We start from the raw sequence: 20266 nt of genomic DNA, 5'->3' as shown, positions 1-20266 counted from the left end.
ATACTAATTTTGGAGTTTAAAAGAATGGGTAATAAGCTACACCTCACAACAATCAAAAAAGGGTTAGCTAAGTATGCAGCTCTCATGTTTGCCGCTGGTATATCTTTGTCAGTTTCTGCTGTTGAATATGCAGCAAACTTTAAGGGCACTGACATCAATGAATTCATTTACATTATCAGCAAAAACTTAAACAAAACCATCATTATCGACCCGAATGTGCGTGGCAACATCAATGTCCGCAGCTATGAGTTGATGGATGAAACCATTTATTATCAATTTTTCCTAAATGTATTAGAAGTATATGGCTACTCTGTTATGGAGATGGACAGCGGTGTACTTAAAGTTGTACGTAGTTCTGATGGTAAAAAGGGCAATGTACCGCTTGTTAAAGGGCAGGAGTTTGGTAATGGCGATGTCATGGTAACGCGTGTTATTCGTGTTAAAAATGTCAGCGTCCAAGAGTTAGGCCCGTTGATCAGACAGTTTAGTGACCAAAAAGATGGGGGTCATGTTACAAACTTTAGTTCTGCGAATGTCATGATGTTAACGGGCCATGCGGCATCAGTGAATAGGCTAGTCGACATTATTCGGTCTGTTGACCAAGCGGGTGATAAGCGAGTTGAAATTATCAACCTTAAGCATGCTACAGCAGATGATGTCGTCAAAGTCGTTGAAAGTATTTATAAAGGTACAGGCAAAAACAGTGTGCCTGAGTTTTTGATCCCTAAAGTGGTCGCAGATAGCAGAACCAATAGTGTGATTGTCAGTGGTGAATCTCAAGCGCGTAGTCGTGCAACCGATTTGATCAAGCGTTTAGATGGGGAACTTGAGAGCCAAGGTAATACTAAGGTATTTTATCTCAATTATGCGACCGCTGAAGATTTAGTAAAAGTATTGCAAGGGGTGAGTAAAACCCTTCAAGAAGAGAATAAGGCCGGTAATAATAAATCGTCTCGTTCTCGTAACAACAGAAATGACACCAGTATTGAAGCTCACGCTGATTCAAATTCACTGGTTATCACGGCACAGCCCGACACCATGCGTTCTTTAACATCCGTTATAGAAAAGCTTGATATTCGCCGTGCGCAAGTGTTAGTTGAAGCCATCGTCGTAGAAGTACAAGAAGGTGACGGTGTTAACTTTGGCTTACAGTGGATCTCAGAAAAAGGTGGCATGCTGCAATTTAACAACGGCAGCGTGCCTGTTGGTTCGCTTGCGGTGGCAGCAGAGCTAGCGCGTGATAAAGAGGTTAAAGGCACCATAGTTGGTACTGATGATAATGCCGTTTCTAATACCATACGAACTGAAGAAGGTGATTTAGGGCCGCTAGGTCAGTTGCTTGGCGGTGTTAACGGACTAGCTATGGGCATTGTAAAAAATGACTGGGGCGCGATTGTACAAGCTATCTCAACGGATAAAAAATCTAATATTCTAGCCACTCCGTCTATTACCACTATGGACAACGAAGAAGCATCGATGATTGTGGGCCAAGAAGTTCCGATTATTACAGGTTCAACATCCGGCGACAATAATTCAAATCCATTCCAAACCGTAGATCGTCAAGAAGTCGGTATAAAACTTAAAGTAACCCCGCAGATTAATGATGGCAGTGCGGTTCAGTTGACCATCGAACAAGAAGTATCGAGTGTCAGCGGGGCAACCGCGGTTGATATTGCCGTCAATAAGCGTGCGATTAATACCACGGTGATTGCCGATGATGGTGGCATGGTTATTTTAGGTGGCTTGATTGATGAAGATGTTCAAGAAAGTGTTTCTAAAGTACCGTTGTTAGGAGATATTCCGTTTATAGGTCACTTGTTTAAGTCAACTAATACGAAAAAGAGTAAACGTAACTTATTAGTCTTTATTCGCCCAACGATTGTACGTGATAGTCGTAGCATGAATGAATTAAGCCATTCTAAATATAACTTTATTCGCAGCGAACAAGTTAGGCGTAATGAAGCGGGCATTCAATTAATGCCTTTATCAGATACACCGGTATTACCAGAGTGGGATGACGCATTAGTACTACCACCGACTTACGAAGAGTTCTTAAGTGGCAAGAACAAGCAAGAGCAAGAAGATAATGACTGATAGCCAACTTGATACGCTGGCTGAGATAAGTGCAGAGGTGCCAGTGCAAGATGATAGCGAACAAGGTGGGCGTTTTTTACGTTTACCGTTTGCATATGCACGCAGAGAAGGGGTTTTACTCAGTGAGACTCCTGATGAACTGAATGTGTTTTATCGGGGTGAACTTTCAGTCAATACGTTATTGGAAGTGCGTCGTGTTGCCGGTGGTGGTTTTAAGTTAATACAACTCGAAGACGACAAATTTGAGCTGTTGCTTGAAGAGTCCTATCAGCGTGATAGCTCTGAAACACAGCAGATGATGGAAGACATTGGTAACGAGGTTGATTTATTTTCTTTAGCGGAAGAGCTCCCTCAAACAGAAGACTTATTAGCGGCAGATGATGATGCACCAATCATTAAACTGATCAACGCTATGCTTAGCGAAGCGATAAAAGAAGGTGCGTCTGATATTCACATTGAAACCTTTGAGCAAGCATTAGTTATCCGCTTTAGGGTTGATGGTGTGCTTAAAGAGGTCTTAAAGCCAAATCGTAAATTGGCCTCTTTATTAGTATCGCGTATTAAAGTTATGGCGAAGCTAGATATTGCTGAAAAGCGTATTCCTCAAGATGGCCGGATCAGTTTGCGTATAGCCGGTCGAGCTGTTGATGTGCGTGTATCAACCATGCCTTCAAGCTTTGGTGAGCGGGTGGTTTTGCGTCTATTAGATAAAAATAATGCACGTTTAAACCTCGAAGATTTAGGGATGACTGAGCGTAACCGTGAATTGTTCGCCGGTATTATTGCTAAACCTCACGGTATTATTTTGGTTACAGGCCCGACGGGGTCAGGTAAAAGTACCACGTTATATGCAGGTATGAGTCAAATTAACTCCAAAGATCGAAATATTCTCACAGTCGAAGATCCGATTGAATATGAGATCCCCGGAATTGGTCAAACCCAAGTTAATGCAAAAGTTGATATGACATTTGCGCGGGGTTTAAGAGCCATACTGCGTCAAGATCCGGATGTGGTCATGGTCGGTGAGATTCGAGATTTAGAAACCGGCCAGATTGCCGTTCAGGCATCTTTGACTGGTCACTTAGTGATGTCAACATTACACACCAATACCGCTTCCGGTGCGATTACCCGAATGGAAGATATGGGGGTTGAGCCCTTCCTACTTTCTTCATCTTTACTGGGCGTGTTATCACAACGCTTAGTGAGAACTTTGTGCCCTAACTGTAAAGAAGGACACTATGCGGATGATGGGGAATGTGAATTACTGGGCATTCCAAAGGGGGAGAACACCACCATTTATCGTGCGGTTGGATGTGAAGAGTGTAATTACAACGGCTACAAAGGTCGAACGGGTATCCATGAGCTATTGATCGTCGATGAGCATATCCGAGAGCTGATCCATAACGGCAAGGGTGAACAAGCGGTAGAGAAATATATCCGCACACATAGCCCAAGTATTCGCCAAGATGGTTGTTCGCGCGTATTAGCGGGTAAGACAACGCTAGAAGAAGTATTGCGAGTGACTCGCGAGGAAGGTTAAGCATGGCAGCATTTGAATACCGCGCTTTGGATGGCAAAGGCAAAGAAAAAAAAGGCATACTAGAAGCGGATACGGCAAAACAAGTACGGCAGATGCTACGTGAAAAGGCGATGATGCCTTTAGAGGTAGCGCCTGCTGCAGAAAAAGACAAACAACAGTCGTCAGATGGCTTTCAGTTGTTTAAAGGGTATAAGCCGTCGGTTGCTGATTTGGCCTTGGTTACACGGCAATTAGCCACGTTGATCCAGTCATCTTTACCGGTTGAAGCTGCGGTAATGGCGGTGGCTGAGCAGTGTGAAAAGCCACGTCTGAAACGCATGCTTATGTCAGTTCGCTCCAAAGTGGTTGAGGGATACACCCTTGCTGATGGTATGTCTGAGTTTCCCCATGTATTTGATAACTTGTATCGCGCGATGGTTGCTGCGGGTGAAAAGTCGGGTCACTTAGATCAAGTACTAAACCGTCTGGCTGATTATACCGAGCAGCGACAACATATGCGCAGTCAAATTACCCAAGCGATGGTGTACCCAACTATTTTGGTTATTTTTGCAATCGCCATCGTGTCTGTTTTGTTGGGCACCGTGGTGCCACAAATTTTAAAAACATTTGAAAAGTCAAAGCAAGTACTCCCTTGGACGACCGAGTGGGTTATGGCTGCAAGTAACTTTGTCCAGTCTTATTGGATGATAAGTCTTGTGGTGATAGTGGGCGGGACATTTGGTATAAAGCAAGCGCTAAAACGCCCTAAAGTTCGGTTTTGGTATGATAGCCAGATAATGATTTTACCAGGTATAGGCAAGATCAGCCGAAGCATTAACACCGCGCGTTTTGCGCGAACACTCAGTATTTTATCATCAAGCTCGGTGCCCTTATTAGAGGGTATGAAGATTGCGGGTAAGGTCCTTGAGAATAAAAAAATAAAGTTTGCAGTTGCTGAAGCGGCCACACGAGTGAGCGAAGGTGCAAGCCTACGCGCAGCTTTGCAGCAAACTAAGTTGTTTCCACCGATGATGCTACATATGATTGCCAGTGGTGAAAAGTCTGGTGAGTTAGAACAGATGCTAGAGCGTGCTGCAAATAACCAAGACAGAGAATTTGAAAGTATGGTCAGTGTCTCTTTAGCGTTGCTAGAGCCTGCTATGATAGCCAGCATGGCGATAATTGTATTGTTTATCGTGATGGCTATTTTACAACCTATTATGGCAATGAACCAAGCGATTGGTTTGTAGTCAAAAATAGTGGTTATGTCGTGTAGTACATAAGAGAACTAATAATTAATTGAGGTATATATTGTGAAAAAACAAGGTGGTTTCTCACTGTTAGAAGTGATGGTAGTACTGGTGATCATTGGGATGATCATGTCGATTGTTGCACCTAATATTATGGGCCAGCAAGAAGAAGCGCAAATAGATAAAGCACACTTAGATATTCAACAACTTGAAGATGCCATGAGCATGTATAAGTTGAAAAATAAAAAATACCCAACAACAGAACAAGGGCTAGAAGCGCTGGTAACTGAAACAACCATAGATCCAGTGCCAAAGCGTTTCCCAGATGGCGGATATATTTCTGAATTACCAGAAGATCCATGGGGCAATCCTTATCAATTATTGAGTCCAGGCGAGATGGGTAAAATTGATATATTTTCAATGGGCCCTGATGGTGAAGTGGGTACTGAAGATGACATCGGTAACTGGGATCCTGAAGAGCAGTCTTAAGTGCTTGTCATACTATGATGAATAAAAGCCACCTCACACCAATGAAACGTCAGCCAGGATTCAGCTTAATTGAAATCCTTGTTGTGTTGACGATCATTGCATTTGCCACCAAGTTAGTCACCTATAACTTGGATGGCAATATGGAAGAAGCGCTTGAGAAAAAGGCGCTTCGAACGCATGGTGTGATCAACTTGGCATCTGAGTTTGCAGTTTTAAACCAGGTTGAATTGGGGTTTCATTTAGACAAAAAAACCCTCGAGTTTTTGGTTTTTGATGGGGATAAATGGGTCACCTTTGAGGGCGAAGACTTATATAAACCCATTAAATTCGAAGATGATTACAAAGTAAACTTAACTATTGAAGGGCTCGATTGGGCTCAAGATAATATGTTAGAGCAATCAAACTGGCGAGAGTTAATGGGTACCGGTGATGAGGCGAGTTTACTGGAACTTAAAAAGCTAAAAGTGCCACAAGTGTTGCTGTTATCTTCAGGTGAAGTCAGTGCGTTTCAGTTGAGCCTCACGTTAGATGAAGACCCAGAAAGTGATTATTTCATTGAGGGTGAATTCATTGCACCTGTTAATTTACGCCGAGAACCAGAATGAAGAAAAAATCAGCAGGGTTTACGCTGTTAGAAGTCATGGTTGCTCTGAGCATTTGTGCGATGGCTGGTATTGCAGCAATGCAAGTCACAGGTGAACATATCACCCATGTTGGTTCTTTAGAAGAGCAAACCTATGCGTCTTGGGTCGCTGAAAATCAAATGGTGATGATGCGCTCAAGTGGTAATAATTGGGCGGGTAAAAATGGTAAAAAAGGCGAAGAAGAACTTGCTGGGCAAAAATGGTACTGGCAGCAGTCAGTGACCAAGACCGAAGATGCCAGCTTTGTTAAAGTGACGGTGACGGTTTATCAAGACGAAGATTTAAAAAATTCCATTTATGATTTAACGACTTTTATGTTGAAAGGTAAATAATAATGCGCCAACGCGGTTTTACCTTATTAGAAGTGATGGTAGCGCTGGGGATTTTAGCCTTTGTGATTTTGGCCACTCATCAGATTTTGAATTCAACGCTCAGAGCTAAAGAAGCTTCAGAAGAAGTCATCGGTGAACTTGAGTCGTTGCAAACCGCGTTTCGTTTGATGGACCAAGACTTTAATCAAATGACAAAGCGCGAAGTACGCAATGAGGCCGGTGATAATAACGAGAGTTATATTATTCACGGACGCTACGCAATGAATAGTCAATACGATGGCATCGCGTTTGTCCGTGATGGCTGGACAAATCCAATTAATTTGCTTCCTCGTTCAGAACTACAAGCGGTGGGTTATCGTGTTGTTGATGATAATTTAGAGCGGATTTATCGAATTTATGTGGATGAGCTAGATGGCTCAGATCCAAGAGTGCAGGTATTACTAAAAAATATTGAAGATCTCAAATTTGAGTTCTTAGATGACAAGCAAAAATGGCAAGAAGATTGGAAGAAAAAAGCATTGCCTTTGGCCGTGGCGGTTACTATTCAATTTAAAGATGCAGAACCAATTCGTCGATTATTTTTAACGCCCGGTGATGGTAAAGAGCAGCAAGCGAGCACAGGGTCAAGCAATGGGCGCAATGGGCGCAATGACCCAAACAATGGACGTAACTTTGGAAATGAGCCGCGAAATCCGGGAGACCGTTCATGACAAAGCAACGCGGTGCAGCACTCATCATTGTATTGTTTATTGTGGCATTGGCTGCCACGATCGCCTCTGAAATGGCGGCTAATTTAATGGTGCAAGTGCAACGCGCACAAAATATTCAGTCACACCAGCAAGCCAAGTGGTACAGCTATGGTGCCGAAGAATTGATAAAAAAGGTGTTGATTGAAACTAAAAAAGAAGACCCTGATAAAGTACATTTAGACCAAGCATGGGCACGTGAAGAAGTCCCTTACCCTGTGGATGATGGTACTTTAAGTGGTGAAGTAACCGATTTACAAGCCTGTTTAAACTTAAATGCGCTGGCTGCGCCTAAAGATAACAGTCAGTCCGGGAACACCATAAAAACAAATCCTGCACATGTTGCACTGTTAGAGCTGCTAAAAAATATTGAAGATTTACCACTAGAAGAAAGTGAAGATGCATTAGCTGATAGCTTGTATGACTGGTTAGATAAAGACAGTATGACTTTTGGCTCTGGGGCAGAAGAGGATGAATATATGTCTCGGCAAACGCCTTATTTAACTGCTAACAACTTATTAGCGTCGGTATCAGAGCTAAGGGTCATTAAAGGGTTTAATCCGCTCGTAATGAAAAAGCTATTACCTTATGTGTGCGTTATCCCGGGTAATACAGAGTTAAATATTAATGTTAATACCGTAAAATCGGAGCAAGCTTTATTACTAAGCGCATTAATAGATGGTTTATCTGAATCTGGCGCTGAGGCAGTTATTTCAGCACGCCCAGAAAAAGGATTTGATACAGTAGATGAATTCTATGCGGAAGTGGCGAATCAAGGTTCAGGCAAAGGCTCTAAACCAAGCAAACTATTTACCGTAGATAGTAATTATTTTAAGTTACGCGCGAAAGCTGAGTTTGATGAACGGCTTTTTACTATGACCTCAATTATACAAATAAATCAAGGTCAAGCGACTATCTTAGCGCGCAAATTTGGAGGCGTACAGTGACAGAAAAATTGGTGATCCGAGTTGGTCAGTCTCAGCAAAACTCGGTACATTGGTTAATATTTTCAGCTCACGATGAGCAGATAATTGCCAGTGGTGAATTAGCAAATAGTGATGAGCTACCTCAGTTGACAGAGAAAGCGGCCACACGCGAAACGGTACTGTTATTGCCCAGCTCTCAGGTGCAATTAAAAACAGTCGCTTTACCAACGAAATGGAGTCGAAAATTAGAACAAGCTTTACCTTTTATGTTAGAAGAGCAATTAGCATGTGATGTTGACGACGTGTTTATTGCCATCGGTAAGCCTGTTCAAGAAGACGAGCAACACAGCATACAGATTGCTTTGTGTGATCAAGCTTGGTTACAGTCGTGGATCACGTTATTTACTGACTCTGATATTGAGCTGCATCGTATTACGCCAGATGCCTTATTGCTCCCTGAACCAGAGCATAAAACACTAGCCATGGTGGAATTAGCCGAGCAGTGGGTTTGTCGGTTTGGTCAATGGCACATCAGTGCAATAGAAAGGAATTGGGGCGCTGACTATTTACATGCATTAGCCCCTGATAATATTGAGCACTATAGCCCTGCGGAGTCAGTGCCTGAAGTTGCTCCTAAAGTTGCCAAGCAAAGTGAATACGACTTGCCATTGGCTATTTTTGCTAAGCAATTAAAGAATCAAAGCTTTAATTTGCAGCAGGGTATTTTTGCTGCGGCGAAAAAGCAGCCTCAGTGGTGGCGTGATTGGCGTAGCGCAGTGATGGCAGCAGGAGTGGCTGTGCTGTCATTTATTGCAGTTAAGAGTACGCAGTTGGTGATTTATCAGTCGCAGGCGGATGACTACCGAGCTCAGGCTGTTGATGTGTATAAAAAAGCTTTCCCAGGAAAAGTGGTTCGCCCTCATTTATTACGTCAGCAAATAAAAAATGAATTAGCAGGTTTGAGCGGCGCAGAGCAAGGCGGCTTTTTAGAGTTAACCAATCATTTTGTTGCTGTTTATGGGGAAGTGAAGGGCTTTACCCCTGAGACGTTACGTTATGACCGTCGTCGTAATGAACTGCGTATTCGGGCCCAAGCCAGCGGTTTTCAAACATTTGGCCAAGTTAAAGCAATCCTAGAGCAGCGTGGTTTAGATGTTCAGCAGGGTTCATTAAATAATGATGGTGATGTGGTTATCGGTGAGATCCGTTTGCGAGGTGAGTCATGAAGCAGCAATTGATAAAGCAGTGGCAGTCACTTAAAGAACAAGAGCAGCGTTTATTAATGCTGGCTGGCGGTATCTTTATTATTTTTATTTTAGTAATGGGTATATTTCGACCGTTAAGCGACGGTGTCGATAAGGCATATAAAGACAAACAGCGTCAACAAGAGCTTGTTGCATGGGTTACCAGCAGTGTTGGTACGCTAAAAGCAACGTCGTCCATTAAAAATACCAGCCGTGTCAATCTATCTCAATTGGTGAATCGCACCCGTGGTAAGTACAATATTAACATTAGTAAAATGCAACCAAGTGATGGTTCGTTGAGAGTAAATATTGACTCTGTTGAGTTTAACCAATTGATAGCTTGGGTTGATGAATTAACGAATAAGCATGGCTTGAAAGTTGAAAACCTGGATATTGCTCAGGGAGATTTGCCTGGGTATGTACGTGTCAGTCGCTTAGTATTAGAGAAGTAAAATATGAAGAGAATAATTAGCTTAGCGTTGACCCTCATTGTGGCATTTTTAGCTTTTACGCTATATTCCATGCCTGCTGCTGTGTTTATACAACTGGTAGATAAGCAGCTTCCCCCTTCATTAAAATTGGGGGTGGTCACGGGCACTGTGTGGCAAGGGAAAGTCAGTGAAGTACGTGTAAATAATATCCAACTGAATAATGTGCGCTGGGATCTGCAAGCCAGTGCGCTGATCCTTGGTGACGTAAAAGGTAATCTCAACTTTGGTAATGCCAGAGACAAAAGTGAGATTTCAGGAAAAGGCCTATTTGTTGTCGGCCTGATGGATGAATCTGTCACTTTAACTGATACCACAGTAAGGTTTAGTGTTGAGCAAGCGATGTCACAGGTTACACTGCCGTTGCCCGTTCAGGCTAAAGGACGCGTGTTATTAGACATTGATACATTTAGCACGGGGATGCCGTATTGTCAGGCACTAACGGGTGAAATACGTAGCCCAGGTATCAGTGTACAAGGGTTAAGTGGATGGTTTGAGATTGGGGCATTAGGAGGGTCGCTTAGTTGTAAGTCGGGCGATATTGCAGTACTAGTTGACCCTGATAATAGTTTGGGGCTTCAGGCTGATGCAGTGCTCGCAGAGCACTTTCAATTTAGAGTTGCGGGTAATATCAAGCCACAGGCCTCATTACCAAAAGAAGTGCATGATGCTGTGAAGTTTTTAGGTCGTCCAGATGCCGACGGTCGTTACCCGGTGAATCTATAACGATGACTGAACTTGATTTTAAATATACCGAGGCACACCAACAATTATTAACCCAATATTTGTCAATGAGAGAGGGTGCTTTTAATTTAGCGCAAGTGTCTGGTTATTTATTCGCTCAAATTTGCTCTCCAGACGCGGTGGAAGTAGAGCAGTGGATAGCTATTATCACAGCCGATGATGATGCGTTAGCTGAGGATGTCATGTTTGCGTTTATGGCATTTCATCATGATATTAGTGAACGTGTTTACACTGAGCAATACCGCTTAGAGTGGGATAAAACAAGTAGCTATACATTGCGTCAACATTGGAGCCAAGGGTTTTTAGTTGGTGCTGAACCCTATTATGAAAAATTACTAAATGCACAGGCCTTATCCGATGAATTGAAGCAAGCGCTACAAATGGCAACAGAGCAGTTAAGCTTTTTCTCCTTGGCGGAGTCTCAGGTAAGGGAATATTGCCAAAAAACAGGAGCGGTGCCGATAGAGTTTATTGCCCAGCAAGCTGAACTCGCAAGTGAGTTTGCCAATGGCTATGCTCAATTAATTGAAGCCGCTGCATTAAGCAGTGGCTTATATGATGCGCAAAGCGACTTCTAGCCTATTTCTAATTCAATATGTGTGCAGCCTTTAGCGCAGCACACAACACCTTGTTTGATACCCTGTGTGGCCAAATCTAGAGATAAGGGTTTACTACATGTTTCGCATAAAATTGTCTTCCCCTGACCTAACTTTTTTAACAGTGCTTTTTGCTGGTTAAACGAAGCTGCTCGGGCTTTGTTAAGCTGACTAAAATCCATTACATCCCCTTCGCTTGATGAAGTGCTTCAGTGGCTATGTCACACACTTGCATTAACGTCGGGCCATACAGGTACAGGTTCATATCACTTTCTTTACAGTAGCGTAAATGAAATGCTCTGAGTTTATCATCGGTTGCCAATGCATCATCAACATAGCTTTGCTCTTCTGCATTGAGTGATATAGTTCGACTAATTACATCTCTGGCTTGTTTTGCTGCTGGGCTACGTTGCACTTTGCTTGATTCACTGAGTATATCAACCCCTTGATTTAGCAATGCCTCTCTGGGCTCTTTGATCATCGGGTGATCAATGGTAAATAAGCCCAGTATCACAATGACTAATATTAAAAATTTCTTCATAACGATGGCAACTTTGATCTCGGTAACATTACAACGGGTACCAGTGTAATAAAATGCTGCTTTTAAAAGCAAGTGAAGTAGACATTTCCTTTATTAAAATAATGCCTTTAGGTTTATGGATAGGTGGCTAAAGCGCTATATTTGGTCAGCTTTACTGATTAGTTTAGTGATTCTTATGTGAATTTATATCCATAACTTACTAAGCTTGCTTATAATATCCATATTATTAATAGGGTCACTGTAGCAAGTAGCCTGTCGATCGTAGCGGCTTAAGGAGCTGAGATGGACAATGAAATCAAAGTAAAGAATATTCCTAGTGAGGTTAAGATACAAAAACCGGATAACCTCCAACCTGACAGGTTTAATCCTCGTAATCGTATTTATGTTCGTGCTGTTAAAGGTTTGCACCAATTACTACGACAGAGGATAGGGTTTATTGGTATGTTGGCATTCATGCTGTTGCCATGGGTCAATTTTCATGGGCAGCAAGCTGTCTTGTTTGATTTATTTGAGCAGCAGTTCAACATATTTGGCCTTACTTTATTACCACAAGACTTAACTATTCTTGCTTTTATTTTAATGATTGCAGCATTTGCACTGTTTTTTGTGACCACGTTTTATGGTCGAGTATGGTGTGGCTATACCTGTCCACAAACAGTTTGGACGTTTATTTTTATATGGTTTGAAGAGAAGTGCGAAGGCAAGGCAAATCAACGTAAAAAGCTTGATCAACGCGAGATGAATTTTGACAAACTGTGGCGAAAAACGGCCAAACACAGTTGCTGGGTGCTCTTTTCATTGTACACGGCGATCACATTTGCAGGCTATTTTACCCCTATTCGTACACTACTGCCTGAGCTGTTAACACTCTCGGCTAGTAGTTATGCCCTATGGAGCATTGCTGTCTTTACTGTCTGTACTTATGGTAATGCCGGCTGGATGCGAGAGATCATGTGTTTACACATATGCCCGTATTCACGTTTTCAATCTGCAATGTTTGATAAAGATACCTTTACTGTCAGTTATGATGAGAAACGCGGAGAGTCTCGAGGCCCTCGTTCTCGCAAACAAGATCCTAAAGAATTGGAGTTAGGAGATTGTATTGACTGTAATCTATGCGTTCAAGTATGCCCAACAGGTATCGATATTCGCAATGGCTTACAATATGAATGTATCAATTGCGGCGCATGTATTGATGCTTGTGATGGCGTGATGGAAAAGATGAATTATGCACCGGGTCTTATCTCATATACTACGGAACGTAATCTCGAAACATCATCTGAAAAAACCAAAGCTGTACGTGGCAAGCTGGTAGGCTATTTACTCATTTTGGTGGTGTTATGTGGCGCGTTAGTCGCAAACATTACGATGCGTAAACCTATGGAGCTGGATATTATTAGAGATAGAAACCAGCTATATCGCGTTAATTACGACGGGCTGGTAGAAAATACCTATACCCTTAAAGTTATTAATAAAGCACAGGTAGCACAAACATATTCGGTGTCGTTAAAAGGGCTCAGTAATTATGAGGTCATTGGTAAATTGGAGTTACATGTTGAAGCCGGTCGTTCTATGAATTTACCTTTGTCGGTGATCATCGATCCTTATGATTTGAAAAAGCCGGTGACAGAGTTTGAATTTGTTATTGCGCCAGTAGATAACCCTCAGCAGCAGTTATCACAGCAGACAAACTTCTTTAAGGGGCGGTAATTCAGTACACTATAGTGATAAGATAAAAGCGGGGCTTACCCCGCTTTTTTAATATTTGAGAGAAGTATGAGTGAATTTAGCTTTGCCAACTTAACACCAGACTTAATTTTAGACGCCATTGAGAGCATTGGTATTTATCCAGAGTCCGGGCTGTTAGCGCTTAATAGTTATGAAAATCGCGTTTATCAATTTAAAGCCGATGACAATTGTCGTTATGTGGTGAAGTTTTATCGCCCGCAGCGCTGGAGCGATGAACAGATACATGAAGAGCATCAATTTTCTCTGAGTCTGATTGAGGCTGAGGTGCCTGTGGTTGCGCCCGTTCAGCGTGATGGCGCAACTTTGTTTGAGTATCAGGATTATCGTTTTACCTTGTTCCCAAGTGTGGGGGGGCGACAGTTTGAAATGGATAATTTAGACCAACTCGAAATGCTCGGCCGTTATATTGGCCGTTTACACAGTGTGGCAGGTAATAAGACATTTACACATCGGCCTACCATTAATACACAGGATTATTTACATCGTGCGCGAGAGGCTATTTTGTCTAGTCAGTTACTCTCGAAGTATATGGAAACACCATTTTTGACCATCTTAGATCAACTGATAGAAAAAACGGAACACGCGTATTACGATACTGCACAAATACGTTTGCATGGAGACTGTCATGCTGGCAATATCTTGTGGTCAAACGATAAATTATTGCTTGTTGATTTAGATGATTGCCGGCAAGGGCCTGCCATTCAAGATCTTTGGATGATGCTCAATGGTGACAGGCAAGAAAAAGCCATGCAATTAGATACCATGTTATGTGGCTATGAAGAATTTCACAGCTTTGACCAGCGCCAGTTAGGCTTGATTGAACCATTACGAGCGATGAGAATGGTACATTACATGGGTTGGCTGGCTACTAGATGGCAAGATCCTGCATTCCCCCGGAACTTTTCGTGGTTTGCGACAGACAAATACTGGGAGCAACAGGTCTTGGCATTAAAAGAACAATATGCGGCATTAAATGAACCCGCTTTGAAACTAATTCCATAAATTTGAGAGAGACCGATGTTAAAAAAGATAAAACTATCCATATTGTTATTTTGTTTACCATTATTTGCAATGGCAGCCGACTTTACAGATGGTAAGCATTACGAAACTTTGACTACCGAGAAAAGTTCGTCATCTAAAGTGACTGAATTCTTCTCTTTTTATTGCCCTCATTGTTTTAAATTTGAGCCAATAGCAAAAGCGCTTTCGGATAATTTACCTGAGGGGGCTGTGTTTGAGAAAAGTCATGTGAACTTTTTAGGTGGTTTACCTGCGCAAGTGCAAAGCAATTTGAGTTATGCCTATATTGTCGCAAAAAGCGTCGGTAAAGGTGATGAGATTGCGGCAAAGTTATTTGATAGCATTCATGTTAAAAAAGCACCATTAGATAATATTGCTGATTTAAAAACATTGCTAGAAGTGAATGGCATCACAGGTACACAATTTGATGCTGCACTGGCGACTATGCCAATTATCAGCGAAGAAGCTGCTATGCAAGATGCGCAAGAAAAGTTTTCAAAAGCTGGCGCGCTCAAAGGCGTACCGACTTTTATTGTGAATGATAAATATAAAATTAATGTAAGTGCATTACAAAGCCAAGATGAACTGAATGAGCTGGTAAAGTACCTACTTAAAAAATAAGGATTGGAGTATAGAATGTTAAAAGTGATTAAAGCTGCTGCGGTAGCAATGATGATGCCATTGTTGGCAAATGCAGCCGTGTTTGAAGAAGGTGTTCATTACGAAGTGATTTCTGAACGTGGTACGAAAAAGCCAGAAGTGACAGAGTACTTTTCATTTTATTGCCCGGCTTGTAATGCATTTGAACCGCTGATAGCAAAGGTTAAGCCCAAACTGGATGATGGTGTTAAGTTTAAGAAAAGCCATGTGGATTTTGTCGGCACTCGTGATGAAAAAGTACAAAAAATCATGAGTAATGCGTTAGCTACGGCAGAAGTGTTGCCACAAAAAGATCAAATTGTGACCGCGATATTTACGCATTTACATGGCACACGCGGTAAAATTAATGAACTGGCTGATATGAAAGATATTTTTGTTGCTCAAGGGGTGGATGGCGACAAATTTGATAAGCTTTATAAGAGCTTCTCTGTTCGCACTAAGGCTTCGAAAATGGCGCGTATGCAAAAGCAAATGCAAGATAAACGTGCTTTAACTGGCGTGCCAACTTTTGTGGTTAATGGTAAGTACAAGCTACGTTTGCGTGAGTCTAAAACGACAACACCAGAACAAATTAGTGAGCTGATCAATTACCTTGCAGCTAAGTAAGATTTTGTTAGACTGAAAAAGCCTCGCACAAGCGGGGCTTTTTGTTTTAGGAGTGTTAGTTTGGATAAAGTGCTTGTGTCGAGTTGCTTGCTCGGTCAGCCAGTGCGATACGATGGCAAGACACAGACGTTGAGGCACCCATTAATCTCTCAGCTTATTGCGCAGCGAAGGGTGGTGTCATTTTGTCCTGAAGTGGCTGGCGGGTTACCAATTCCTAGAGAGCCAGCTGAGATTGTTGAATCGCGCATAGTCACGGGTAATGGCGTTGATGTATCAGCTGAATTTGCACGTGGGGCCAAATTGGCTTTGGCACAATGCCAAGCCAATAATATACGGTTTGCTTTGTTGAAAGAGTCGAGCCCATCTTGTGGCAGAAATACTATTTATGATGGGACACATAGTGGTCGTAAAGTGATGGGGATGGGTTGGACAGCTCAACTTCTAGAGCAAAATGGTATTCGTGTGTTTAGTGAAGAACAACTCCCAGTACTTAATAAAGCACTGGGATAAATAGGAGTTACTTGCGCTGTAAAAATACACCTGACTCTACATGGTGGGTGTACGGAAACTGATCGAAAATAGCGATGCGAGACACTTTGTGGGTTTCGCAGAGTAAGTCTAGATCACGTTCTAGCGTGTCTGGGTTACATGAGATATAGATAACATTGTCGTAATTTGCGACGAGGCGACAGGTTAATTCATCCATGCCGGCACGGGGTGGATCAACAAGAATTGTTTGGCAATTATATTCTTTAAGGTCAATGCCATTTAATCGTGAAAAGCTCCGTTCGCCTTTCATTGCTTGGGTAAACTCTTCGCTGGACATGCGTAAGATGTCTAAATTGTCTACTTTATTCGCGGCAATATTAAATTGTGCAGAATGAACCGACGGTTTAGATATTTCTGTGGCGAGCACTTTATTAAAGCTGCCTGCTAGCGCAATGGAAAAATTTCCGTTCCCACAATAAAGCTCGAGTAAATCGTTTTCTAATGGTGCGCACAGTGACTGTGCCCAAGTGAGCATTTTTTCATTTACGACGGCATTTGGTTGGGTAAAGCTATTTTCTACTTGCTGATATATATAGGTCTGCCCATTGACGTTTAAGTGTTCGGTGACGTAGTCATGTTCGAAAATGACTTTTTGCTTTCTAGCTCGACCAATAAAATCAACTTTATAAGTGTGCTTTAACTCAGAGCGTAGTGTCTCCATTGCTGCTTGCCACTGTTCATCAAGTGGTTTGTGGTAAAGTAGGCTAATAAGGATCTCGCCACTAAGTGTAGATAGGTAATCTATTTGAAACAGCTTGCGACGTAGTATTTCATTGTCGCGCAATTTATCCATCATGACAGCCATTAATTCACTGATAAGTGGGGCTGCGGGGTCAAATTGATCAACACGGATTTTCTGCTTTGTCGCTTGATCAAACATGATGTGGTATAAATCATCACCTTCATGCCAAACTCTAAACTCAGCACGTTGTCGATACTGTGTTTTCGGTGAGTCGTATACTTCTAATTCAGGTGCATCAAAACGCGCGAATTGTTTAGAAATGCGTTGCTGCTTTTCTTCAAGCTGCTGGGCATAAGTGGAAGTATCAATTGTTATGACGGCCATGATCAGAATTACCTTACTAAATAGAGACGCGCTATTTTAGGCGTCGTTACTGATTTGTCCAGTGAATCGCAAAAAATCCGCTTATTTTCTATACTAAAAGCCTTTAGCTTTATATAAACTGGCCGATAACGAAGTCATTACGGTTGGCTTTTCAGCCTACTTGTCTCACCGTGTGGAGTCACGTTATGAAAATAGGACAACTCAATCAATTACTTAACCCTGCTAATTCATTTAAAGCAGGCAATAACAAAGCATTTATGCCGACCATTCAAAATAATGCAGACATTTACTCAGGCGATAAAAGTAAATTGGCTGCAAAGTTTTTAGATGACAAACTGGCGGAAGCATTGGGTATTGAGAAAAAACCAGAAAAAGAAAAGCCACTGTTTGATTTTGAATCTATCGTAAAAAATGTTTTAGATTTTGTGAAAGGAGCAGTGAATAAAGCGAAGGCTGATGGCAAGGATGATGATGAGCTCAGAGGTATGTTAGGTGAGGCTCGTAAGGGCGTGCAAATGGGGATCGATGAAGCCACCGGTGCACTCAAAGAGAGCAGCATTTTTAATAATGAGATTGAAGAAGGCATTGAGAAGTCTAGAGACGGGATCTTTAGTGGACTTGATGAATTTGAGAAAGCATTATTTGAACCCCAACCAGATAAAATGTCGGTCAGTTCTGCACAGTACGCGAGTTTATCAAATCAAGCAGATTATAGTTTCACGACTGCAGAAGGTGATGAAGTTGTGATTTCGTTCAGTGATGCTTATTCGCAGAACAAAGGGGCGAGCTACAGCAAAGAAGGTGATAACGAGGGTTTTGCTTATGCAGAAGAAAATAAGCAAGAAGTGAGTTTCTCTATTAGTGTAAATGGCGACTTAAATGCAGATGAGCAAAAAGCCATTAATGAGATGATGAAGGACATTCGCAATGTCAGTGATTCATTTTTCAGTGGTGAGTATGATGATGCATTTGAAAAGGCAAAAGAGCTCAATATTGGTAACGATCAAATAGCAAACTTCACAATGGACCTTAGGCAAACGAAGACCACTGCTGCTATTAGTCAGTACCAGCAAAGTAATCCTCTGAAAGATTTAGAAAAAGCATTACAACCACTTGATAAGCAACTTGAGAGTATCAATGAAAATGGCAAGGCATTTGGTATAGAAAGTCAGTTACCTGATATTTTAGAGTGGATGAATCAAGGTCAATCAAGACTTAATGAATTTTTAGACTATGCGCAAGGCTTTTTTGGGCAATTAAATAAACAAGAAGACAGCACTCAATAATTAGTGATTCATTTTCTGCTGCGTGCGTGGCACACTTCGCTTAATTGATAGCGGCGGAGCGCAAGCGTGTCACCACACATACTCGTATTTGATTCAGGGATTGGCGGAACCAGCGTACTAGCGCATATAAAAGCAAGCATACCGAGTGCACACTTTAGTTATGTGATGGACAATGCGCTGTTACCCTATGGTTTGCAGTCTGAACAAACGATCCGTGCTCGTTTAGCTGCGTTAGTGCAGTATATTGATGAACAAGAGCTCAACGTTGACATTATTGTTATTGCTTGTAATACCGCATCTACATCTGCACTGGAAGCCACACGACAGTTAACGAGGATATCTATTGTTGGGGTTGTGCCTGCTATTAAACCAGCAGCGGCTCTGAGCGATACTAAACATATTGCTCTATTAGCAACGCCAGCAACTTCAAATAATGCCTATACGCATAGCCTAATAGAGCAGTTTGCTCAAGGGCTACGTGTTGATCTTCATCATTCAACAGCTTTAGTGACGTTTGCTGAGGCACTTTACTGGAATAGACTTGTAGAAGACGCCAAAGTCGTTACAGAATTACACCGAATAGCGATTGCACCTGAGGTGGATACTATTGTACTTGGATGTACGCACTTTCCTATATTAAAGCGCCATTTTGAACAGTTTTATAGCTCTGATGTGAAATTGGTTGATTCAGGCGAGGCGATAGCAAGAAGGGTACAGTCGTTACTAGCTCAAGCTGGTAAATATACAATGATTCTATGTGAACGTGACTTATCTAGAAAAAAGCCGTTACAGTTTTATGCAACGGCTCCTGATAAAATTAGCTTTACTGAGCAAGAGATTAAGTTAATTAGCCTTAACAGTATTAGCTACTAGCAATTTCTTCCTCATTATCGTATTGCTTTTGTTTCGCGGCTCTTACTTTCAGGGTGCGCTGTTGAAACTCTTGATCATTCAAAGCTGATATTGCTTTATCAGCATCGAGTTCCGCCATTTCAACAAACCCAAACCCGCGACGCTTACCTGTATTTTTATCCTTTAATAATCGCACACTAAAAACTTGTCCTTGTTCAGAAAAGAGTTCACGTACAACGCCTTCATTGGCTTTGTAAGGTAAGTTACCCACGTACAGAGTTTTAGTTTTTACTTCTTGCTTGGCTTCTTGTGCTTCGCCAGAAGTAAAAATAACAGCAAAACCACCTACAAGAATACCTGCGGCAAAAAGGATAGGGGTGCTTAATGCAATATTCGAAAATACAAATTGCAAGATAAGAAAACCAATAGCAGCAAGTGCAATGGTGATTATAAAAGGCTTTTGATCTGATGATTTCATAATTGATCTACCAATAAACAGGGGATAAACATTAATTTAACAAAACGAGTGGCTATATTAGCGATATATATAAACTTCGCAATAATAAAACAGTAAATAACGAAGAATACTGCATTAAAAATAAACAAAAATAACAAATAATGCGAGTTTTGCTGGTTTTTTATTCGAACAAACAAAAAGATCAAAAAAAGGCTTGATCAAAAAAAGGATCTCCCTATAATGCGACCCCACTGACACGGAGCAACACGCTGAAAAGCAAATTGAAACGAGTTAGCGTCAAGTAAAACTTAGTTTAGCTTTTCACTTAAGAAAATTTTTAAAATTAAGTGTTGACAAAAAAATAGGAAAGCGTAACATGCGCAGCCCTAGCGAGATAAAGCAAAGCGC

The 20266-nt window shown here is 41.7% G+C and carries 23 protein-coding genes; 19 read left to right on the top strand and 4 right to left on the bottom strand.

All coding sequences use genetic code 11. The features are described from left to right. The first annotated feature begins 24 nt into the window (after positions 1–24). The 12 genes from gspD to PCIT_RS16325 all read left to right on the top strand — a co-directional run bounded on the left by gspD (position 25) and on the right by PCIT_RS16325 (position 11054). Positions 25–2094 carry a type II secretion system secretin GspD gene (gene gspD / locus PCIT_RS16380; RefSeq protein ID WP_010365434.1) on the top strand — a complete coding sequence of 690 codons (2070 nt, stop codon included), beginning with the start codon at positions 25–27 and terminating at the stop codon, positions 2092–2094. Beyond that, a complete protein-coding gene (gene gspE / locus PCIT_RS16375; protein WP_010365432.1) occupies positions 2087–3634 on the top strand; it encodes a type II secretion system ATPase GspE in 1548 nt (515 codons plus the stop codon). Before gspD ends, gspE begins: the two co-directional genes overlap by 8 nt. A 2-nt stretch (positions 3635–3636) precedes the next feature. Continuing rightward, on the top strand, positions 3637–4863 hold the full coding sequence (gene gspF, locus PCIT_RS16370; protein WP_010365429.1) for a type II secretion system inner membrane protein GspF: 1227 nt from the start codon (positions 3637–3639) through the stop codon (positions 4861–4863). Positions 4864–4926: 63 nt separating this feature from the next. Continuing rightward, entirely contained in the window at positions 4927–5352 is a 426-nt protein-coding gene (gene gspG / locus PCIT_RS16365; RefSeq protein ID WP_010365427.1) for a type II secretion system major pseudopilin GspG, read from the top strand. A 14-nt stretch (positions 5353–5366) separates the two neighbouring features. Continuing rightward, positions 5367–5957 carry a type II secretion system protein gene (locus PCIT_RS16360; RefSeq protein ID WP_010365424.1) on the top strand — a complete coding sequence of 197 codons (591 nt, stop codon included), beginning with the start codon at positions 5367–5369 and terminating at the stop codon, positions 5955–5957. Then, complete coding sequence (gene gspI / locus PCIT_RS16355; protein WP_010365422.1) at positions 5954–6328, top strand: type II secretion system minor pseudopilin GspI; 375 nt, start codon at positions 5954–5956, stop codon at positions 6326–6328. The genes PCIT_RS16360 and gspI overlap by 4 nt, the downstream gene beginning before the upstream one ends. Positions 6329–6330: 2 nt before the next feature. Then, positions 6331–7038 carry a type II secretion system minor pseudopilin GspJ gene (gspJ, locus tag PCIT_RS16350; protein ID WP_010365420.1) on the top strand — a complete coding sequence of 236 codons (708 nt, stop codon included), beginning with the start codon at positions 6331–6333 and terminating at the stop codon, positions 7036–7038. After that, positions 7035–8021, top strand: coding sequence for a type II secretion system minor pseudopilin GspK (gspK, locus tag PCIT_RS16345; RefSeq protein ID WP_010365418.1), 987 nt, complete (start codon positions 7035–7037; stop codon positions 8019–8021). The genes gspJ and gspK overlap by 4 nt, the downstream gene beginning before the upstream one ends. Beyond that, positions 8018–9226: a type II secretion system protein GspL gene (gene gspL / locus PCIT_RS16340; RefSeq protein WP_010365415.1), complete on the top strand. Its 1209-nt coding sequence runs from the start codon at positions 8018–8020 to the stop codon at positions 9224–9226. The genes gspK and gspL overlap by 4 nt, the downstream gene beginning before the upstream one ends. Beyond that, entirely contained in the window at positions 9223–9696 is a 474-nt protein-coding gene (gspM, locus tag PCIT_RS16335; RefSeq protein WP_010365413.1) for a type II secretion system protein GspM, read from the top strand. Before gspL ends, gspM begins: the two co-directional genes overlap by 4 nt. Positions 9697–9699: 3 nt before the next feature. Then, entirely contained in the window at positions 9700–10458 is a 759-nt protein-coding gene (locus PCIT_RS16330; protein ID WP_010365411.1) for a type II secretion system protein N, read from the top strand. A 2-nt stretch (positions 10459–10460) separates the two neighbouring features. Then, on the top strand, positions 10461–11054 hold the full coding sequence (locus PCIT_RS16325) for a UPF0149 family protein (protein ID WP_010365410.1): 594 nt from the start codon (positions 10461–10463) through the stop codon (positions 11052–11054). Here the strand turns inward: PCIT_RS16325 and PCIT_RS16320 are convergent. Further along, on the bottom strand, positions 11051–11254 hold the full coding sequence (locus tag PCIT_RS16320) for a hypothetical protein (protein ID WP_010365407.1): 204 nt from the start codon (positions 11252–11254) through the stop codon (positions 11051–11053). The genes PCIT_RS16325 and PCIT_RS16320 overlap by 4 nt on opposite strands. Beyond that, complete coding sequence (locus tag PCIT_RS16315) at positions 11254–11613, bottom strand: hypothetical protein (protein ID WP_040697918.1); 360 nt, start codon at positions 11611–11613, stop codon at positions 11254–11256. The genes PCIT_RS16320 and PCIT_RS16315 overlap by 1 nt, the downstream gene beginning before the upstream one ends. 282 nt (positions 11614–11895) lie before the next feature. Between PCIT_RS16315 and ccoG the strand changes: the two genes are divergently transcribed. The 5 genes from ccoG (at position 11896) to PCIT_RS16290 (ending at position 16158) form a co-directional block, all read left to right on the top strand. Beyond that, positions 11896–13323 (top strand): cytochrome c oxidase accessory protein CcoG, encoded by a 1428-nt coding sequence (gene ccoG, locus PCIT_RS16310; protein ID WP_010365403.1) that lies wholly within the window; start codon positions 11896–11898, stop codon positions 13321–13323. Between the two features lie 66 nt (positions 13324–13389). Then, positions 13390–14364 (top strand): serine/threonine protein kinase, encoded by a 975-nt coding sequence (locus tag PCIT_RS16305; protein ID WP_010365401.1) that lies wholly within the window; start codon positions 13390–13392, stop codon positions 14362–14364. Between the two features lie 15 nt (positions 14365–14379). After that, positions 14380–15003, top strand: a complete 624-nt coding sequence (locus PCIT_RS16300; protein WP_010365399.1) for a thiol:disulfide interchange protein DsbA/DsbL — start codon at positions 14380–14382, stop codon at positions 15001–15003. A gap of 15 nt (positions 15004–15018) precedes the next feature. Further along, on the top strand, positions 15019–15648 hold the full coding sequence (locus PCIT_RS16295) for a thiol:disulfide interchange protein DsbA/DsbL (RefSeq protein ID WP_010365397.1): 630 nt from the start codon (positions 15019–15021) through the stop codon (positions 15646–15648). Between the two features lie 60 nt (positions 15649–15708). After that, positions 15709–16158, top strand: coding sequence for a 2-thiouracil desulfurase family protein (locus PCIT_RS16290; RefSeq protein WP_010365395.1), 450 nt, complete (start codon positions 15709–15711; stop codon positions 16156–16158). 7 nt (positions 16159–16165) lie between these two features. Here the strand turns inward: PCIT_RS16290 and trmA are convergent, their stop codons facing one another. After that, positions 16166–17263 (bottom strand): tRNA (uridine(54)-C5)-methyltransferase TrmA, encoded by a 1098-nt coding sequence (gene trmA / locus PCIT_RS16285; protein WP_010365393.1) that lies wholly within the window; start codon positions 17261–17263, stop codon positions 16166–16168. Between the two features lie 185 nt (positions 17264–17448). Here trmA and PCIT_RS16280 point away from each other — a divergent pair, with 185 nt between their 5' ends. Both PCIT_RS16280 and murI read left to right on the top strand, forming a co-directional pair. Next, positions 17449–18549 (top strand): DUF5610 domain-containing protein, encoded by a 1101-nt coding sequence (locus PCIT_RS16280; RefSeq protein WP_010365391.1) that lies wholly within the window; start codon positions 17449–17451, stop codon positions 18547–18549. Between the two features lie 66 nt (positions 18550–18615). Then, positions 18616–19422 carry a glutamate racemase gene (gene murI, locus PCIT_RS16275; protein WP_010365388.1) on the top strand — a complete coding sequence of 269 codons (807 nt, stop codon included), beginning with the start codon at positions 18616–18618 and terminating at the stop codon, positions 19420–19422. Here the strand turns inward: murI and PCIT_RS16270 are convergent. Continuing rightward, a complete protein-coding gene (locus tag PCIT_RS16270) occupies positions 19412–19879 on the bottom strand; it encodes an RNA recognition motif domain-containing protein (protein ID WP_010365386.1) in 468 nt (155 codons plus the stop codon). The genes murI and PCIT_RS16270 overlap by 11 nt on opposite strands. Between the last annotated feature and the right edge of the window lie 387 nt (positions 19880–20266).

The sequence above is a fragment of the Pseudoalteromonas citrea genome, from assembly GCF_000238375.3.
GTDB lineage: Bacteria > Pseudomonadota > Gammaproteobacteria > Enterobacterales > Alteromonadaceae > Pseudoalteromonas > Pseudoalteromonas citrea.
The sequence above is the reverse complement of the archived record's forward strand: the minus strand, read 5'-3'. Positions and strand labels throughout refer to the sequence as shown.

Excerpts from the sequence above, each read along its gene's own strand:
- gspD (WP_010365434.1), top strand. The coding sequence starts at position 25 with ATGGGTAATAAGCTACACCTCACAACAATCAAAAAAGGGTTAGCTAAG.
- gspE (WP_010365432.1), top strand. The coding sequence starts at position 2,087 with ATGACTGATAGCCAACTTGATACGCTGGCTGAGATAAGTGCAGAGGTG.
- gspF (WP_010365429.1), top strand. The coding sequence starts at position 3,637 with ATGGCAGCATTTGAATACCGCGCTTTGGATGGCAAAGGCAAAGAAAAA.
- PCIT_RS16360 (WP_010365424.1), top strand. The coding sequence starts at position 5,367 with ATGATGAATAAAAGCCACCTCACACCAATGAAACGTCAGCCAGGATTC.
- gspI (WP_010365422.1), top strand. The coding sequence starts at position 5,954 with ATGAAGAAAAAATCAGCAGGGTTTACGCTGTTAGAAGTCATGGTTGCT.
- gspJ (WP_010365420.1), top strand. The coding sequence starts at position 6,331 with ATGCGCCAACGCGGTTTTACCTTATTAGAAGTGATGGTAGCGCTGGGG.
- gspK (WP_010365418.1), top strand. The coding sequence starts at position 7,035 with ATGACAAAGCAACGCGGTGCAGCACTCATCATTGTATTGTTTATTGTG.
- gspM (WP_010365413.1), top strand. The coding sequence starts at position 9,223 with ATGAAGCAGCAATTGATAAAGCAGTGGCAGTCACTTAAAGAACAAGAG.
- PCIT_RS16330 (WP_010365411.1), top strand. The coding sequence starts at position 9,700 with ATGAAGAGAATAATTAGCTTAGCGTTGACCCTCATTGTGGCATTTTTA.
- PCIT_RS16325 (WP_010365410.1), top strand. The coding sequence starts at position 10,461 with ATGACTGAACTTGATTTTAAATATACCGAGGCACACCAACAATTATTA.
- PCIT_RS16320 (WP_010365407.1), bottom strand. The coding sequence starts at position 11,254 with ATGGATTTTAGTCAGCTTAACAAAGCCCGAGCAGCTTCGTTTAACCAG.
- PCIT_RS16315 (WP_040697918.1), bottom strand. The coding sequence starts at position 11,613 with ATGAAGAAATTTTTAATATTAGTCATTGTGATACTGGGCTTATTTACC.
- ccoG (WP_010365403.1), top strand. The coding sequence starts at position 11,896 with ATGGACAATGAAATCAAAGTAAAGAATATTCCTAGTGAGGTTAAGATA.
- PCIT_RS16305 (WP_010365401.1), top strand. The coding sequence starts at position 13,390 with ATGAGTGAATTTAGCTTTGCCAACTTAACACCAGACTTAATTTTAGAC.
- PCIT_RS16300 (WP_010365399.1), top strand. The coding sequence starts at position 14,380 with ATGTTAAAAAAGATAAAACTATCCATATTGTTATTTTGTTTACCATTA.
- PCIT_RS16295 (WP_010365397.1), top strand. The coding sequence starts at position 15,019 with ATGTTAAAAGTGATTAAAGCTGCTGCGGTAGCAATGATGATGCCATTG.
- trmA (WP_010365393.1), bottom strand. The coding sequence starts at position 17,263 with ATGGCCGTCATAACAATTGATACTTCCACTTATGCCCAGCAGCTTGAA.
- PCIT_RS16280 (WP_010365391.1), top strand. The coding sequence starts at position 17,449 with ATGAAAATAGGACAACTCAATCAATTACTTAACCCTGCTAATTCATTT.
- PCIT_RS16270 (WP_010365386.1), bottom strand. The coding sequence starts at position 19,879 with ATGAAATCATCAGATCAAAAGCCTTTTATAATCACCATTGCACTTGCT.